The sequence below is a fragment of the Paraburkholderia sp. GAS206C genome (genome assembly GCF_050435645.1).
In the GTDB taxonomy this organism is placed as follows: domain Bacteria; phylum Pseudomonadota; class Gammaproteobacteria; order Burkholderiales; family Burkholderiaceae; genus Paraburkholderia; species Paraburkholderia phenazinium_B.
In genome coordinates this window covers 316,500-333,723 of the sequence record NZ_JBNDKR010000010.1, presented here as the reverse complement: position 1 = coordinate 333,723, position 17,224 = coordinate 316,500, and the positions used below count along the sequence as shown (strand labels likewise).

10 protein-coding genes are annotated in these 17,224 nt (G+C 63.8%); all 10 read right to left on the bottom strand.

The features are described from left to right. Nucleotides 1-22: 22 nt before the first annotated feature. Nucleotides 23-454 carry a YidB family protein gene (locus tag P3T20_RS28205; protein ID WP_074264830.1) on the bottom strand — a complete coding sequence of 144 codons (432 nt, stop codon included), beginning with the start codon at nt 452-454 and terminating at the stop codon, nt 23-25. Nucleotides 455-609: 155 nt separating this feature from the next. Beyond that, entirely contained in the window at nt 610-1,233 is a 624-nt protein-coding gene (locus P3T20_RS28200) for a ComEA family DNA-binding protein (RefSeq protein WP_429288471.1), read from the bottom strand. Nucleotides 1,234-1,407: 174 nt separating this feature from the next. After that, nucleotides 1,408-3,753 carry a penicillin-binding protein 1C gene (gene pbpC / locus P3T20_RS28195; RefSeq protein ID WP_429288470.1) on the bottom strand — a complete coding sequence of 782 codons (2,346 nt, stop codon included), beginning with the start codon at nt 3,751-3,753 and terminating at the stop codon, nt 1,408-1,410. A gap of 140 nt (nt 3,754-3,893) precedes the next feature. After that, on the bottom strand, nt 3,894-10,115 hold the full coding sequence (locus tag P3T20_RS28190) for an alpha-2-macroglobulin family protein (protein ID WP_429288469.1): 6,222 nt from the start codon (nt 10,113-10,115) through the stop codon (nt 3,894-3,896). Nucleotides 10,116-10,293: 178 nt separating this feature from the next. Then, nucleotides 10,294-11,655 (bottom strand): MATE family efflux transporter, encoded by a 1,362-nt coding sequence (locus tag P3T20_RS28185; protein WP_074264827.1) that lies wholly within the window; start codon nt 11,653-11,655, stop codon nt 10,294-10,296. Between the two features lie 2 nt (nt 11,656-11,657). Further along, nucleotides 11,658-13,430, bottom strand: coding sequence for an ArnT family glycosyltransferase (locus P3T20_RS28180; protein ID WP_074264826.1), 1,773 nt, complete (start codon nt 13,428-13,430; stop codon nt 11,658-11,660). A 367-nt stretch (nt 13,431-13,797) separates the two neighbouring features. Then, nucleotides 13,798-14,061, bottom strand: a complete 264-nt coding sequence (locus tag P3T20_RS28175) for a type B 50S ribosomal protein L31 (protein ID WP_074264825.1) — start codon at nt 14,059-14,061, stop codon at nt 13,798-13,800. A 208-nt stretch (nt 14,062-14,269) separates the two neighbouring features. After that, entirely contained in the window at nt 14,270-15,106 is an 837-nt protein-coding gene (locus P3T20_RS28170; RefSeq protein ID WP_074264824.1) for a zinc-dependent peptidase, read from the bottom strand. Between the two features lie 3 nt (nt 15,107-15,109). Then, complete coding sequence (locus P3T20_RS28165; RefSeq protein ID WP_074264823.1) at nt 15,110-16,666, bottom strand: MFS transporter; 1,557 nt, start codon at nt 16,664-16,666, stop codon at nt 15,110-15,112. Further along, the gene (locus P3T20_RS28160; protein WP_074264822.1) at nt 16,663-17,175 is read right to left on the bottom strand and encodes a MerR family transcriptional regulator; all 513 of its coding nucleotides are present in this window, start codon (nt 17,173-17,175) and stop codon (nt 16,663-16,665) included. The genes P3T20_RS28165 and P3T20_RS28160 overlap by 4 nt, the downstream gene beginning before the upstream one ends. Between the last annotated feature and the right edge of the window lie 49 nt (nt 17,176-17,224).

Sequence of the window (17,224 nt, the reverse complement as noted above, 5' to 3'; positions counted from 1 at the left end):
CCCAGATGCAACGCGTTGGACGTTACGCGTTGCCCTTGCCGAACAGCGACTCCAGACCGCCGAGTGCGCCGAGCACGCTGGTTGCGTTCAGTTGGCCTTCCGCGGGAACTTCACCGGTGGGGGTCGCTGCATTGACGACGTGCGGCAGGACCTGCGACAGCAGTCCCGTGATCTGGTCGGGTTGCACGCCGGCCTTGGCGGCGAGGTTGGTGACGGTATCCGAGCCGAGGACGCTATGCAGCGCGTCTGCCGAGATCGGCTGATTTTCGCCGTTGCTGATCCACGAGCTAATGATGTCGCCGGCACCTTTGTCCTTGAACTGCTGGATCAGGCCGTTCAGGCCGCCCGGCTGGTTGTTGACGAATTCAAGCGCGGTGCTGATCAGGGCTTGCTGGCTGCCGCCGCCTTGCGGCGACTGGCCGAACACGGAACCGAGGGTATCGAGTAGGCTCATGACGGTCTCTCTTGAATGCCGGCGTTCTTTCGAGACGCCGACGGGTGAAAACGCCGCGCGGTTGCGCGGCACCAGGTGTAGATGAGACGGGCTTTCGTGACGAGGCTAGAAGTGTTCAGGCGCATTGCACAGTACGCCTGACCATCTGGCGACGATCACGTGCCTGATGCTGCGGCCGCCGATGCGGCCTTGCTCTTCTTGGCCTTCTTCTTCGACGTTTTGCTGCCCGATGCGTCTGCCGGCGCGCTTGCAGCGGCTGCGGCGGGAGCGGAGGCGGCGGCTGCGTCGGATGCTGCGGTCTTGCTCTTTTTCTTCTTTGATGCCTTGCCGCCGGATGCTGCTGCGGGGGCGTTCGCTGTCGCGGCGGCGGGTGCTGCTGTGGTCGTAGCGGCCGTGGTGGCCGGGGCGGTTGCGGGTGGCGCCTTTGTTGCCGGTGTGCTCGTGTTCGTGCTCGCGGTGTTCGCGCTGCCCGCTTTTGCGGAGGCCTTCGCGCCGGTCGGCGGCGTCGCGGAGCCGTTAATCGTCAGGCCAGCTGTTTCGAGGTTGGTCACCGACTTGGTGCCAAGACCTTTGACGCGAGAGGCGAGATCGTCCGCATCCTTGAACGGGCCATTCTTGGTACGCTCGTCGATGATCGCTTTTGCATGGACGGGACCGATGCCCTTTACCGTTTCAAGCGTCGCCTGATCGGCGGAATTGACCTCGACCGCGGCGGCGGCGAAACCGGCTGACAGCGACAGGGCCAGGACGACGCACAGCATGAGCAGCTTCTTCAGCATGGCAGGCACTCCATTGAGGGCAAAAAAGTTAGCCGGGAACGGACGACGCATTCAGTCAGCAGGCGCTGCGCTTAAGCATAGGATAAACCGTGCACCCTTTTTACTAAAAGCCGACGATTTATACCGATCGATTCGTGACAAGTAAATCACTCGGACAATATTTAAACCATTCGCCTATTGCGTAGGCGGATGTGATGGTATCGATGTGTGAGCGGCGGCCGTGTGTTTGCTGGCGCCTGTGCCTGTGCTTTCGCCCGGGACCGCCCCGCGAGCCACAGCGCCGCGCACTTCGAAGCGCACCGAATCGGCGACGCTGCCGTCGACATTGAGCAGTTCCAGCAGATGACGCCCAGGCCAGGGCAGCCACGGCACACGCGGGGCGTGTCCGAGCGTCTTGCCGTCGAGCCGCCAGGTGCTGAGCGTCGCGGCGCCGCTGGCACGCTCGAAGGCGATCCGCTGGCGCGCCGCGGGAATGTCGGGGTCGAGCGCGAAGATCGTGCCGTCGGCGGGCGAGCCGATCCGCACTGCACCGCGCGTCGACACGCGTAGTGCGGCTGCATTCGCGTCGGCGGCGAGTCCGACCGTCGGGGTTTCGGTGCCGCGGACAAACCAGTCGTCGCGCGCAGGTTCTACGTTGTTTTCAAACGTGACGTGCGTCTCGATCACGCCTGCTGGCAGGGCAGGCGGCGTGCTCGGCAAACGCCGGTGCAGATAGCCGACAATCGCGGCCCACACGGGCGCCGCGCCCGTCACACCGGAGACATCCCACATCGGTGTGCCGTCTGCATTGCCGACCCACACGCCCACCGTATAGCGTGAGGTAAAGCCTACCGTCCAGTTATCGCGCATATCTTTGCTGGTGCCGGTTTTCACGGCAGAGAAAAAGCGCGTGGCGAGCGGGCTGTCGAAACCGAAAGTGCGGGTGCGTGCGTTGTTATCCGACAGCACGGTAGTGACGATAAAACTCGCGTCGGCGCTAAATACGCGTTGTGCAGGCTTCGTTCCGCCATCGCGTGGCGTGGACGGACGGTGCGGGAGATCGGCCGTAGGCCTGGCAACGCCGCCGTTCGCCAACGCCCGGTAGGCGTTGGTCAGCGCCAGCAGGGTGACGTCGGCGCTGCCGAGAGCGAGGCTGTAGCCGTAGTAGTCGCCGCTTTGCGTGAGCGGCAGGCCCAGCGCAGTGAGCGTCTTCGCAAAACGATGCGGCGTCACCATCACCAGCGTGCGCACGGCCGGCACGTTTAGCGAGGAGCCAAGGGCCGTGCGCACGCTAACCCAGCCCTTGAAATCCTTGTCGTAATTCTGCGGGATATACAGGCCGCCGCCGGCGGCGAGATCGAGCGGTGCGTCATCGAGCAGGGAGGCCGTGGTGAGCCGCCGTTCGTCGATGGCCTGCGCATACAGGAACGGCTTGAGCGTCGAACCGGCCTGGCGCAGCGCGAGCACGGCATCCACGTCGCGAGCGCCGGACAGTGCACCCGACGAGCCGACCCACGCCAGCACCTCGCCCGTGGCGTTGTCGAGCACGACCACGGCGCCGTCCTGCACGTTGCGCGGATGCGCGCGGGCGTTCAGTTCGATCAGCGTTCGCGTCAGCGTGTCGCGGGCAAAGCGTTGCAGGTTCGCGTCGAGCGTGGAAGTAACGCGCGTGCCGGCGACCGGATGCGCCTCGGCTGCTACGCGGCGCGCAAAGTGCGGTGCAAGCGTATCGCTATCGGGCGTGATGGAGAGGGTCGCGGGAGCAGGGCGTGCAAATGCCAGTTGCACAAAACTGCCGAGATTCGCGCATTGGCTGGCCGCCTGCATGTCGCGCAGGATCCGGCAGGCGCGTTCGCTGACCTTGGCGTAGGGGGCATTCGGCGCGCGGATCAGCGCGGCGGCCACGGCCGCTTCACGCTCGTTGAGCCCGGAGGGCGCCTTGCCGAACAGCGTCATCGAAATGGCCGACAAGCCAATCGTCTCGCCACGAAACGGCACCAGATTCAGATAGGCCTCGAGGATCTGGTCCTTGCGCCAGGTGCGCTCGAGCCATAGCGCGTTGACGGCTTGCCCGGCTTTCTGGGTGATGGAACGTTGTCCTGAACGTTGTGGGTCGTCGTCGAGCAGGCCGGTCAATTGCATCGTCACGGTCGAGGCGCCGCGCGTGCGGGTGTTCCACAGGTTAGCCCAAGCTGCGCCAGCCGCGCCGCGCCAGTCGACGCCGCTGTGCTCGTAGAAGCGTTTGTCTTCGGAGACGACGATCGCCTCGCGCAGCGCGGGCGAGACATCGGCGAGCGCGACCCAGTCGCCGCGGCGTTCCGTGTTGTCGATGCGCGTGCGCTCCAGCGGCTGGCCGTCGCGCGCGAGCAGCACCCAGTCCGAGCTGTGCCAGCGGGTGTGGACTTCGTTGAACGAAGGGAGGGCGAAGGCAGTGAGCGACGCGGTGGACAGACTGATGCAAAGCGTGATGCGGGCGAGCGGCAGCGACGCACGTGAAGCGCGATTGCGAGCGTTGGTGAACCACGCGGCGAGTGTACGCATCGTTGCGCCTGCCGCGCCAACTACATCGCGTATGCCATGCCGCCGCCGCCGGCGCACGCTTTGCGCGTGGCGGCGGGTGCTGGACAGTGTGTAGTGGCAGTCGCTCATTGCTTCGGTTCACGCCGCGATCTCAGCGTACCTCACCTGGACGCCGCAGCGGCGGTGCCGGTGCCGGCTGCGGGCACCACCACGAACGGCGCATTCGGCAACGCACCGAACGTCGACGGTGCGTACAGCGCTTCGACCCGCGTCGGCGGCAGACCGAACGTGCCGACGTTGTTGAGCCGCACCGTGTACTCCACCGAGAGTTTGCCCTTCGGCAAGTAATCGTAGTACGCCCGGTAACCATCGAAGCCGCGTTCGATAAACGCGGGCCATGCCTGTTGATCGGCGTTGGCTGCGCTGTTTTCTCCCTGGGTTGCTGCCTCCGAATCGCGTCCGAGCCCCGAGCCGAGGATCGTTGCGCCAGCCGGCACCGGATCGTTGACGACCACCCAGGTCATGTCGGTCTGCGCTTCGATGTCCAGATGCACGCGCACCACGTCGCCTCGCGTGTAGACGCCTTTGACGGCCGGGTCGATCGGTGTGATCGTTTTCGTGATGCGATAGCCGGCTGCGAAGGGAGCTTTTAGCGGCACTGCGGCGAGGCTTTCGATAGTCGCCCACGGTTTGCCGGTGCCTTCGTGCGTCAGCGTCAAGGGCGATGCTGTGCCCTGGTTCGCGGGCGGCCATGGCAGAAGCTGGCTATGGGTGTCCTTCGTTTGCGTGATCGGCGTGGCGTGTATGGCGGGCGTCGCAGGTGTCGCGGACGTAGTCGATCCTGCTGACGTCACGGCATGTGTCGCACTCGCTGGTGTGACTGCCGAGGCCGGGAGCGCGCTCGCGACCGCACCCGCACTCCACGAAACCGACTTGTCGAGCGCGCCGAGTTGCACCCGCGTCTGTCCAGTCACCGGTGTGCTCTCGAACACCTGCGAGAACCGTTCGACCGCGAGTGACCCCCACACGTTGGACGTCGTCGTCTCCCACGCACCGTTGCGTTGCAGCGCGAGCAAGCCGGCGACGAGGCGCGGCATCTCGTCTTTCCACGAAGGCGAATCGACAAAGGTCAGCGCGGTGCGGGCCGCGTTGTCTTCGGTGCTGGTCATGAGCCACCACAGGTCGTCGTTCGCCTCGGTCGAGAACGTGAGGCGCGTGCCTTGATACGTCAGTCGTGCGCGCAGGATCTGTTCGAGTTGCGCGAGCTTGTCGTCGCGTTGAGGAATGCCCGGTACACGCGACAGGATCGCGTAGTAATCGAGCACCGCCGAGGTCGGCCACTGGTTCGGCGCAATCTCGATCGACTCGAGCATGCCCGGCTGTGCCATCCCGAACCGCGACAGAGCTTCGAGTGCTTCGAGCTTGCGCAGGTCGAGATCCTTGCGCGGCGCCCAGATATCGCGCTGGATCTTGCCTTCCACAAAACTCAGGAGGCCCGCTTCGAGTTTGCTGCGCAGATCGTCTGGCAGTATGAAGCGCGGATCGAGCTTCGCCGTTTCGTCACTGACGGCGAGCAGATACGCAGACAGCGTCGTACTGCCGTGGTTGCCGCTGTCGTCGCTCGGCGGGAAATAATTGGCGAGGCCGTCGCGGTCGAGATAGACCGGCATTTTCGCGATCACTGCCTGCCATTGAGCCGGATCACGCAGACCGATGGCGCGCGAAGTCTGCTGCTCGAGACAGTTGTACGGATAGCGCTCGAAAAAGCGCCGCACGCCGGGCAGGCCATCGGAGAGCTTCGACTGCAGCGATACTTCGATGCCGCCGCGAATTGCCCCGGCCTGGGTCGCGCTCGCATCGGGCGGCGCGGCCACCGGTAACGACAACGTGCCGTCGACTTGCGCAAGCGTCGCCTGCTGAACTGTCACAGGCACGGCCGCGGTCACATGCTGCGCGATTTTCAGCGCGTCGCTGGCATGCGGGCCGCCTTGCTCGGCCGCCGCCACGCTCCACGTGAGCGCGCCGGATGGGGTATCAGCAAGGCCATCGGGCGTCGTGACGGTCCATGCGATTTCTTGCGCCGAATCCGCGGCGAGATCCACCGTTTGCGCGGCGAGCGTCAAGCCCGGCACGTTTGGCGTGACGACCACTTTCATCGCGCGGGCCGTCGTATTGCGAACGGTGAACTGCGCGCGGAACTGATCGCCTTCGCGTACGAGCGGTGGCAGACCCGAGATCAGTTGCAGATCCTGAGTGCTGCGAATCGATGTGCTGCCGGTGCCGAACGTGCCCGGACCGACCGCCGCGATCGCGACGATCCGGAAGCTCGTCAGCGAATCGTTGAGCGGCACGTCGAGCGACGCGTCGCCGTTCGCGTCGAGCGTGACGCGCGGGTTCCATAGCAGCAGCGTGTCGAACAGCTCGCGGGTCGAGCTATGGCCACCACCGCCGCCCGCTGGCACCGCTTTACGCCCGAAGTGACGGCGCCCGACGATTTCCATCTGCGCGGTCGACGTCTCCACGCCGTAGGCGCGCCGCTCGAGCATCGCATCGAGCACGTCCCAGCTCTGGTTGGGCATCAGTTCGAGCAGCGCCTCGTCGACTGCGGCCACAGCGATTTGCGTTCCCGCGGGCGCGGGCTTGCCGCCCGGCATTTGCACATGCAGCTTGATATGCGCTTTGCCACGCACGGTGTAGGATTTCGCATCCGGAGTAACCGTCACGGCGAGCTTGTGCGCCGCCGTGCCCACCTTGATTTCTGCCATACCGTAGCGGAAGGCCGGCTTGGACAGATCGACGAGTGGCGTCGGCGCTTCGTATTGACGTCCCTCGTACCAGAACGCGCGCGCCCATTCGAGCGGCGCCTTCCAGCCCCACGTGAAGAACGAATACCACGGTACTTCGTGAATCCGTCCACGCAATGCGAGCACCGACACATAGACGTTCGGCCCCCACGCCTCGTTCACCTTGAGCTCGACGGTCGGATCCTTGCCGTCCAGTTGAACCACATGCGTCTCGAGGATGCCTTCGCGTTCCACCGCGACCAGGGCGGTAGCGAAGCGGAACGGCATGCGCACCTGGAAGCGCGCGGTGTCGCCCGGTTCATAGGAGTTCTTCTCAGGCAGCACGTCGATGCGATCGGTGTTCTCGCCGCCGAACCACAACTCGTCTTCGCGCGTGACCCACACCGAACTGCTTGCCGTCGATACGTTGCCGTCGCCGTCTTTGGCCGTGACGACGAGGTCGATGTTGCCTGCGTCGCGCAGCTTCGCGTCACAGGTCAGCAGGCCGTGGTCGTCGCTCTTGCCGCTGCATAGCGAACCGAGATCCTTCGTCTCGGTATGGTTGTCGTAGGCGTAGAAGCCGCCGACCATGCGCTTTCTCGACGTGGTCGTGATGCGCGCGTAGCCGTGCACGTCGAGCGCCACGCCGGAGCGCGGCTTGCCTTGCAGGTCAACGGCAAGCGCCTTGACCGGTACGGTGTTGCCAACCGAAACCCATTGCCCTGACTTGATGCCGGCAACCACTGCGGCGGGCCACAGTGTCGCGCCGCCGGAAAGCGTCTGCACTTCGCCGTTCGGATCGGCAAACGTCGCTTCGAGTGCGAGGCGTTTGGGCGCGTCGACGTGCGGCAGATTCTTCAGCGTCAGGCCACCGGAGCCGTTGCGATCGAGCGTGAGCGCTTCCTTGTCGGCGATCAGCTTGGCGCCGTCGTCGGCGGGTTGCTGTGTGTCACTGTCTTCGTCGTTGACGTCCGAGGTGTCGTCGCCGGTTTGCGGTGTGTAGGGCGTGAAGCTGAAGTCAGGGAAATTGTCAGTGAAGTCGAGTGCCGTGTTCTTGAGCAAGGCTGACACCTGCACCGGCAGATTCGATGCAGCGCCACCCGAGACGTAGTCGATCTGCACGGCAAGCGGGGCCTGTTTCGCGGCAACCAGCGGATGCGTTTTTTCGTCACGCACGGCGATCGTGCCTTTGAATACCGGCAAGCGGAATTCCTCGACACGGAAGCTGCCGGACTCGTAGCTCATCTGCGGTGCGGCGCCGCTGTCGTCGCTGTTGTCTGCGTTATCGCCGGCGTCGCTATCGTCACTGGCGTCATTGCTTCCGCTACCACTGTTACCGCTCACGGCTCCAGTGGGAGCCTTCGCGTTCGGATCGCCGTCGTCGAGCGTAACACTGTATTCGCCCAGTTTCGCTGCCACCGGGATCGTGAAGGTCGAATCCGCGCTGTGGTCGGCCGCCCATTTGAGCGGCAGATGATAGGTCTGGCCGCTGCCGAGATGGCGAATCGTCACCCGCGTCGGATACTTCTGCGGATAAGCGAAACCAAGCAACGTCTCGACGCGGATCAGATGCTTCATCGACACTGTCTCACCAGCGCGCAACAGCGTCCGATCGAAGACCGTATGCGCGCGGACGGTCTGCTCGATGCTGGTGTCGGTCGGCACGTTGAAGCGCCAGGACTCGATGCCGCGATTCCAGTCCGAGCGCACGAACGCCATATCGGGGCCGGTCTTCGGGTCGTCGACGCGCGCCGAGACGAAGAAGCCTTCGAAGCTCTTTTCGCCGCATTCCTTGAGCGCAGCAAGCGGTTTGTCGATGGTCAGCACGCCGTGCGCGTCGGTCTTGCCATCGGCGAGCGGGGCGCCGTTGCAGTCGCTCACCTCGATGGTGGCATTCGGCACCGGTTGACCCTTGTCGAGCGAGGTCACCCACACCACGCTGTTATCACGCCCCTGCTTGAAGTGCACGCCGAGGTTGGTGACGAGCACGGCAGTGCGCACGTACATCGGCGCTTTTCTGCTCAACAGCGAAGCGCCGAGCGCAGGCGAGGCCAGTTCGATCACGTAGAAGCCTGGCTTCGTCACCGGCACGCCGACGACTTCGAATGGCCTCAGCGCCTGCGGGTCTTCCTTGGGCAGCGCGAGCGTCTCCACGCCGCGCTGTCCCGCGAGCAGCGACAGCGAACGGATGTCGATCTGGGGGTCTTTCTTGTTGTCGTCGCTGGACTCATCCGGCGAGCGCGGCACGTACACCGGGTTCTTCACGTGCTGCAGCAGTCCAGGCATCAGCGAGTCGATGTTCGAACGGTTCATCGAGTAGCCGTCGAACTGGTCGACAAGGCGCATCCAGTGTCGGATATCGGTGTCCGCGTCGACGCGCAGTTTGCTGAATTGCGCGTTGCCGGCATTGAGACCTGCCACGTGCAGATCCGCTTCGACGTTGCGCAGCGTCACGGGCACGAGCGCGGGCATGTCCGGTTCAGCGAAGCGTTCGATGATGCCGAAGGTCCCCGACGAGAACTTGGCGAGCGGCGGCATCGGCGCCGTGGTGGTCTTGAGCGGGAACAGATCGGCGTTGGTGAGCGTGCGGCCACTGACGTCTTTCAGGTTTGCCGGGATGTCGATCGTGAGTTCTGCGTGTTCGGGCAGCGGCGCCGCGAAGTCGACCGTAGTTGTTTCGGAATCCTTGTCGTCAGGTTTGAAGGTCGGCGAGATCGTGCCGCCGGGTCCCTTGAGCGTGAGCTTTTCGGCGTCGGCGCGGCTGATCGGCGCATTGAAGCGCACTTCCACCGGACGCAGCGGTGTACACGGCGCCTTGGCGTTTTCACGCTCACACGAAAAGCTGGCGGCGAACGGGTCGCGTACGGTGTAGTCGAAACGACGCTCGACGTCATTGGCGATCCCGCTCGGGCTCGCCACGCCTGCTCCATACACCAGTTGCATCTTGGCGGAGGAGGGCAGCGTCTGCTGACACTGAAGCGTCAAGATGCGTGCCGCATCTTTCTTCAGGTGAAAGTGTTTGAGCAGAGCGGCACGCGCCGCGTCGTCGAGGTTCTTGACGGGGATACGGTTACCGAGGCCGCTCGATTCGCACCACACATGGTCGTGCACCGACGCAGCCGTAGCCGGCCCGTTGAGCGTCAGGACGAACGCCTGATCTTCTTCGATCTCGCCGGAGTCCGGACGTATGTCCTGCACGAATGGACCGCCGGTTTCAAACGCGTAACGATGCGGGCCGGTGATGGCGTGGCTGGCAACGGACTTCAGTCCGTCGTTGAGATCGACCTTGCAGCTCACACCCGGTGGCAGGTCTGCGGCAAAGTCCCATGCCCAGGTTTTTTCGTCGATCCAGCGGGCCTGGCCGTTGCTCGCGGCGGCGTCGTTGCAATGCACCTGCGCGGGAGCGGGGGCCGCGGCCGAACCGAACGCGATCATTGCTTCGTCGAACTTGACGACGACCTGTCTGACCTGCGTCACCTTGCCTTGCGGTGAGACGCTGGTGATGCGCGCTGCATCGGCTCGCCATGTGGATGCGCTTAGCACGCCGAGCGCTGCTACCGTTGCCCACATCCACTTCCGTCTGAGGGTGCCGCTTCGCATCGACCATGCTCCTGTCGCTTACAGAATGCTGGCGATTCTACCGGACGATTATCAGTATCCCCAACCTTGTTAAGTGTCAGAAGTTTCCGATGGGGATCGTGGAGGTGGAAGGTGATTCGGAGAGCTTGATGCACCTTGGGAAGCGGTGCACGTGGACCATCTGCGCGGCGTTATCCGGCTATGCCTCGACGCCGGTACGAAGATGCCGCCGGCTTACCGTGCGCAGGTAAATCAAAAGACCGGACCCGGCGATACCCAGGCTCGCCATGTTGGCGAACCAGAACCCGCGTGCGCCCGTGAGCCAGACAGGTATTGAGCCGCCAATGTCGAAGCCGAGCAGATACCCGCCGCCCAGCCCGACGCCCCACAGCGCGACCGCATAGATCACAGTCGGGATGACCGCCACCTTGTAGGCGCGCAGTACGAAGGCGGTGGTCACCTGCAGCGAATCGAACACGTGATAGAAGACCACGATCAAGACGAGCGGCATGGCGGCTGCCGCGACCTGTGCATTGGGCGTATAGCCTTCGATGATGAGCGGCCGCAGCGCCAGAACGATCGCCCCATAGCTGCACGCGATCATCACCGCCATCAAGATGCCGTGGCGTGACAGCGTGCGCGCCGCTTCTGGCCGATGCGCGCCGAGCGCCTGGGCCACGAGTGTGGAGGTAGCGATACCGATCGACAGTGGCGTCATGTACAACACCGCGCCGACGTTACCGGCGATCTGATGTCCCGCGAGCGTCGTCGTGCCGAAGCGTGCGATAAACAGCGCCATGAACGTGTACGAGGTGACTTCGATCAGATACGAGAGTCCCATCGGAATGCCGAGCTTGAGTTGCGCGACCTGACGGTGCCACTCCGGCCAGCAGAAGCGCGAAAAGATCCCAAAAGGCTTGAACACATCGATCCTGCTCATCAGCAGCATGCCGACGATCGCGAGCATCCAGTTAATGCCGGTGCTGGCGAGCGCGCATCCCGGACCGCCGAGCGCCGGCACGCCCAGGCCACCGAAGATGAACCACAGGTTGAGCGGAACCTTCAGCAGCAAGGCGCCAATCTGCAGGATCATCACGAGCCGCGGTTTGCCAACTGCATTGGCGAGCGAGCCGTAGACGCGAAACACGAGACCAGCCGGCAAACCGAACGCGAGGATCTGCAGATAGGCGAGCGTGCGTTCATACAGCGCGGCCGGCACCCGCGCGAGATGCAGCAGCGGGCCGGGGAAATACAGGATCAGGAAGCCGATGATCATCAGCGCGAAGGCGAGCCATAGCGACTGGCGTACCTGCTCGCCGATCTCAGGGTACTGGCGCGCGCCATAGAGTTGGCCCGCAATCGGCTGCAGCGCGGTGAGGATGCCGGTCAGGCCGATATAGACCGAGATGTAGATCGACGAGCCAAGGCCGAGCGCCGCGAGATCGACTGCTGAATAGCGGCCCACCATCGCCGTATCCATGACGCCGAAGGCGATGATGGCCAACTGGCCGATCAGCACAGGCCACGCGAGCCCGGCGATTTTGCGCACATCGGCGAACATCGTCAGTCCGCAGAGGCCGCGGCGCCGCGCTTCGGGCGCCAGGCGCGGTGTGTGACGGGCGGCTTCGGGCGGTCGATACGCACATACAGGCGGAAGCGTTCGTCGCGGTCGGCAACCCGGCGGCCTTCCCAAACCAGCTTCCAGACGAAGTTCGACATCGAACTGGGCTCGCCGTAGTCCTGGGTGTCCTGGCGCAGGATCACATCGCAGTCTTGATCGAACGCGAAATGCATGTGACCGAAGTAGGCGAACGTCGCGATCTGCGCGTTGCCGAGGCGTACCGGCGAGATGCAGCTATAGTCGTCAGGCAGGTGGCTGGCAATCTGCTCGGCCACATCCTTATAGGTCCGGCTGTAGTTGATGATGGGCAGCCACAGCGTCATCACCAGCACCCACATCAGCGTCGTGCCAGCGCTCGAGAGCACCACGCTGCGCCACAGCACTTTCGGATGACGTGCGAGGCGCCAGCGAACCAGCACGAACCAGCATACCGTCACTGCGACCGCACAGACGAACGAGATCATCTTGAACTGCGGAACGAACCCCGGCGCATAACGCGCCATATTTCGGGCGAGTGGCGCGGGGAAGCCGGTGAGACCCGCAATCCAGAAGAGCCAGACGGTGCTGCCGAGGATCGTGAAGCTGAGGAGCGCAAACCAGTCGATCGCATTGATGGTGCCGCGATTGAGCGTAGGCAGCGCGAAGGTCGCGAGCACCGCGAGGGCGGGCAGCAACAGCATGAACAGCAGGTTGGTCTGATGGCTCTGCAGCACCACGAGGATCAACAGCGGCGTGATCACCGAGACCGGAATGGCGACGTGCGGCGCACGCCGCAGACCGGACCAGCTAAACCACGACCAGATTGCCAGCGGCCAGGCGGGCCAGGTGAAAAGCGGCAGGTTTTTCAGCGCGTAGCGGGCCACCGAGCCGGGCGGGCCGGCGAAGGCGTTGAGACTCGTGCTCACCCATTGATTGAGATACCAGACGGCGTCGTCCGGGTAGGCGGAGAGGGCCGCTACCGGCCACGACAGCGACACCACGAGGGCAACCGGCAAGCCCGCAAGCATGAGCCAGCGCGTGCGTGTCTCGGGCACGATGATGGTCATGGCGAGCGTGCCCACCAGCAACGCGGCCACCAGCACGGGGTTGCTCGCCAGCGCGACGAGACCGAGTGCAAGACCCCATACCAGCGCGCCCTGGATCGGCTTATCGATCATCCGCACGAGGCCGTAGACGAGCATCGCGATGCAGACGAACTGCGCCAGTTGCGGCGTGGTTTCGTGGCCACGCTCAGCAAGGCCGAAGCAGGCGAGCAGGATCAGCAGCGCGCCGTCGGCGAGCGTGCGGCCGTAGTCACGCGGTTCCGGCTCGCCGCCGAATGCGTATTTGAACGGCTGAACCTCGGGGCGGCGGCCGAGCAGATAGGCCGCGTACCAGACGAACGCGCAGGCGCCGCAAAACAGCAGGCCGGTAAAGACGCGCGAAGCATTGCTTGCATCGACCCATGGCGCCAGCGCGCGGATCGAACTGGCGCCGAGCCAGTAGCCGAGCGGTCCGTTATCGGTGAGGTATTTGCCGACCAGGTTGGGAAACAGCCAGTCGTGCGCGTTGCCTTTGGCCATCGTCCACATGACGCCGAAACCGGCCGCATCCTCGTTCTTCCACGGATCGCGGCCGAACAGGCCGAACGCGGCGTAGATGATACTGAGGGTCAGCAACAGCCAGCGCGGCAGGGCGCTCGTGGCGGATGCAGTGAGGCGAACGACTGATCTCATGCGGATTTGTTGATCTCGGATAGGGGCGTCGGCCGGCGCGGGGCAGGGTGCCCGGCAGCATGGCCGATTCGCAGCATCCGGCATTGTAGACGTGGCGCAGCGCGCGCGTCACGACCGGTAACAGAGCGCAACGTTGTGCGAAGTGCTGTAACCATGCAGTGAACGTCCGGATAGGGCCATGGGTGGACGCGCGTGATGTCGTGTGGTCGTTGCGTAGTGGCAGCGTGGTGGCGGCCCGCTTGCCGTACGTCGGGTGACAAAGCCATTGACATTAGCAACGCCGGTGACAAAAAAGGGCAGCTTACGCTGCCCTTCTGTGCTGGTGCCTGAGCACCCGTCCGGCCTATGGCCAGCGACGACGCGGGTATTACTTCGCTGCCTTGCCGGTAGCGCGCGTGCCGAACTTCTTGTTGAACTTCTCGACGCGGCCTGCCGTGTCCATGATCTTTTGCTGACCCGTGTAGAACGGATGCGATTCCGACGACACTTCGATCTTGGCGAGCGGGTAGGTCTTGCCTTCGAATTCGCCGGTTTCGCGCGTCTGGATGGTCGAGCGGGTCACAAACTTGAAGTCGATCGACATGTCGACGAACAGGACTTCGCGGTAATCGGGGTGAATGCCTTCTTTCATGGTAAATCCTCTAGTCTGGCGGTAGCCAACCCGCGTGCAGTCGCAAAATCTCTACTGGATTCGCGAAAGCATTTTGGCGCGAGCCACTTGCCTAAGGTCGAAAAACGGCGATTATGCCAGAAAATCAGTTGGTTGACGACTTTTCCGGAGGTTTTTCGCCAGCTGGCGGGCGGTTTCGCTGTGTGGCGTGCCCGTGCCCGCGCCCCTGCTAGCCGGCTTGCGCTTGCAGAGCGCCTACGCGGGCCGGGTCCTGCCGGTAATAGCGGGCCAGCAGCCGGTATAGCTCGGGATACTCGGCCTCGAAGGCGTGGGGCTGGACAAATAGCGCTTCGCTGCAAACGGCAAAAAATTCCGATGGATGGTCCGCCGCGTACGGGTCGATCAGCGATTCCCGCTCGAAGCGCGCCCAGCGGCGTTCGGGGACCGCGTCGACGCGGTTGCAGAAGTGATCGTAGGCGTGGTCGAACACATCGGCCCAGGCGGCGGCATCGAGTGGAGCGTGCCAGCGCCGGAATAGCGGCGGGTGACCGTCGGCTTCGCCCGTCAGCATGTCGATCTTGTGGGCGAATTCGTGGATGACGACGTTATACGCGTCCGATCCGTCCGTCATCTGCGCGTCCTCCCAGGAGAGGACTACCGGGCCGCCTTCCCAGGCTTCGCCGCTGGCGTCGTGCTCGACCTCATGTACGACGCCGTCTTCGTCCTCGACCGTCTTGCGGATCACGAATTCGCCTGGATAGACGATCACGCCCACCCATCCGCGATACAGGTCCAGCCCGAGGTTCAATACTGGCAGACAGGCCTGGGCGGCGATCGCGGCGGTCATCGGGTCAGTCAGTTCAAGTCCGTGCGCGGTGGAGAATTCCTTCTGCGCGAGGAACAGGCTGCTCAGTTCGCGCAGCCGCACGAGGTCATCCGCGTCCAGATGGGCGAGGAAAGGCAATCCAGCAAGCGTGGCCTGCCAGAGCGGATCGTCGATCGCATGGTCGCGCAGCGCGCGCTCGCGGCGGCGCGAGTCAAACCAGTTAGTGAGTTTCGATAACATCGCTCAGTCGATCTGTTTTTGCCACGCGGCGAAAATTCCACCGCAGACCGCTACGCCAATCAGGTAATAGAAACCATCGAGCGAGGTCAGAAAGCTTGCCTGCTGCGCAACCGTCCGGGCGATCTGTCCCATCGCCAGTGCGTGCGCGTCGGCGAGCGAGCGGCCGCTCGCCGCGAAGCCGTTGGTCAGCACAGCGAGCGTGTTCTGGAACACCGGATTGAACGGATTGACGAACTCGGCGAGCCGCGCCTGATGCAACGCTTCACGGTGCTGTTCGATGATGATCATCGACGCCGTGGCAAACGAGATCGTCAATTGCCGCACGATGTTTTTGAGCCGGTAGCCGTGCGTGAATTCCTCGATAGCGAAGATTCTAAACGTCAGATTGGCAACCGGCAGCACGATAAACAGTAACAGCAGGCCGCGCAGCAGCAGCGGCACGAGCAGGGCGCTCTCACCGACGCCGGGCTCCATGCGCGTCATCCACGCCGCGGCGAAGGCGGCGAGCGCGAAGCCGGGCACGATGATCCACTTCTTGCGCGGCAACAGCTTCGAGTAGCGCAGATAGACGAACAACGCGCTGGCTGAAATCAGTGAGGTCACGCCGACGAGGCGCCCGGTGTTCTCCACGGGATAGCCGAGGCCGCTTTCGAGGAAACGTGAGATCAGATAGCTGAAAGCGGTCGATTGGTAGTAATAGAACATGTAGAGCACGATGCCGGCCTGAAAGGTCTTCTCGCGCAAAGCGTGCAGCCGCACCAGCGGGTTCGGTTCGTGCCATTGGTGATAAGCAAACCAGACGAGGGCGCCGACGCCGAGGATAGTCAGCAGGATCAATCCGGGCGAGCTGGTGAATAGCTGGAAGCGCAGTTGCTGCATGACGATTTGCAGTGCGCCTTGCGCGAACGCGAAGATCATATATGGCCAGAAGTGCGCCGAGCCGCGCTCTTCCGGCTGGCGATCGCCCGAGTCCGGCAGCGCGAGCAACACGAGGATGGCGAACAGAACGCCCACCGGTGCGGTGCAGGCGAACAGCGCGCGCCAGTCAAAATGCGCAACCAGTTGGCCGCCGACGAGCGGTGCGAGCGCGCTGCTCAGCACGATCAAAAGCAGAAAGGCTCGCGTGGCAATCGGGCGTTGTTGCGTCGTGAAACTGATCTGGATCAGGATGCGGCAGGTGCCCATCATCGGGCCGATGAAGTAGCCCTGGAAGCCGCGCGCGAAGGCAAGTTCGAAGGAGGTTTCGCACAGCGCCGCGGCGACGGCACCCGCCGAATACAGCAGCATGCAGCCGGCGACATAGCGACGGTAGCCGAAGCGCTCAACCCACCATTGCTGTTGCAGGATGCCGAGCACGGCGGCCACGGCATAGGCGCTCGAAGACCACACGAGTTCGTCGGGCGACGCATTGACGCCGCCGGCGATGTAGCTCGTGAAGAACGAGAAGATGGCGTTGTCGAAATAGTCGAGCCCGGTGACGACGGCCAGCACCCAGGGGAAGAAGTCGCCGCGCAGCTTTTCGACGCTGAACAGCGGCACGCGGGTCGACACGGTACTCATGCCGGTTCGTCCGGCGTTTTGGGTTTCTTCAGCGAACGCTTTGCGTGTGCTTCCCGGCGCTGTTTGAGCAGTGCATCGGCGTTTTCACCGGCGAGGCGCCGCTCGACGTAATCGAGGTCATGGGCGAGTTCGCCCTTCAGCGTTTGCGCTTCTTTCAATTCACGGCGCATGGCTTCAACGCGTGCGTCGAGCGCATTGATCTGTTGCGCGAGTGCGTCCCGAATCTCTTGCAGCGAGTCGGTGGAAAAGCGGTTGCTGCCGCTTTCATCCGGTTCGAGCGGGCGCTTGAGCATCTCGGTGATGCCGTGCAGGGAAAAACCTAGCGAACGCAGTCGCAGGATGCGGGCGAAACGCTCGAGGTCATCTTCGTCGTAGAGGCGGTAGCGCCCCTCGCTGCGCGTGGGCGAAACGAGCCCGCGTTCCTCGTAGTACTTGAGCGTACGCGGCGTGACGTTCAGTCGCTCGGCGGCGTCGCGCACGGTGAGCAGGATGGGGCGGTCCTTTGACATGAGGTTATGGCGCGGTTTGGAGGCGGTGTGCTTATTATAGTGCAACGTG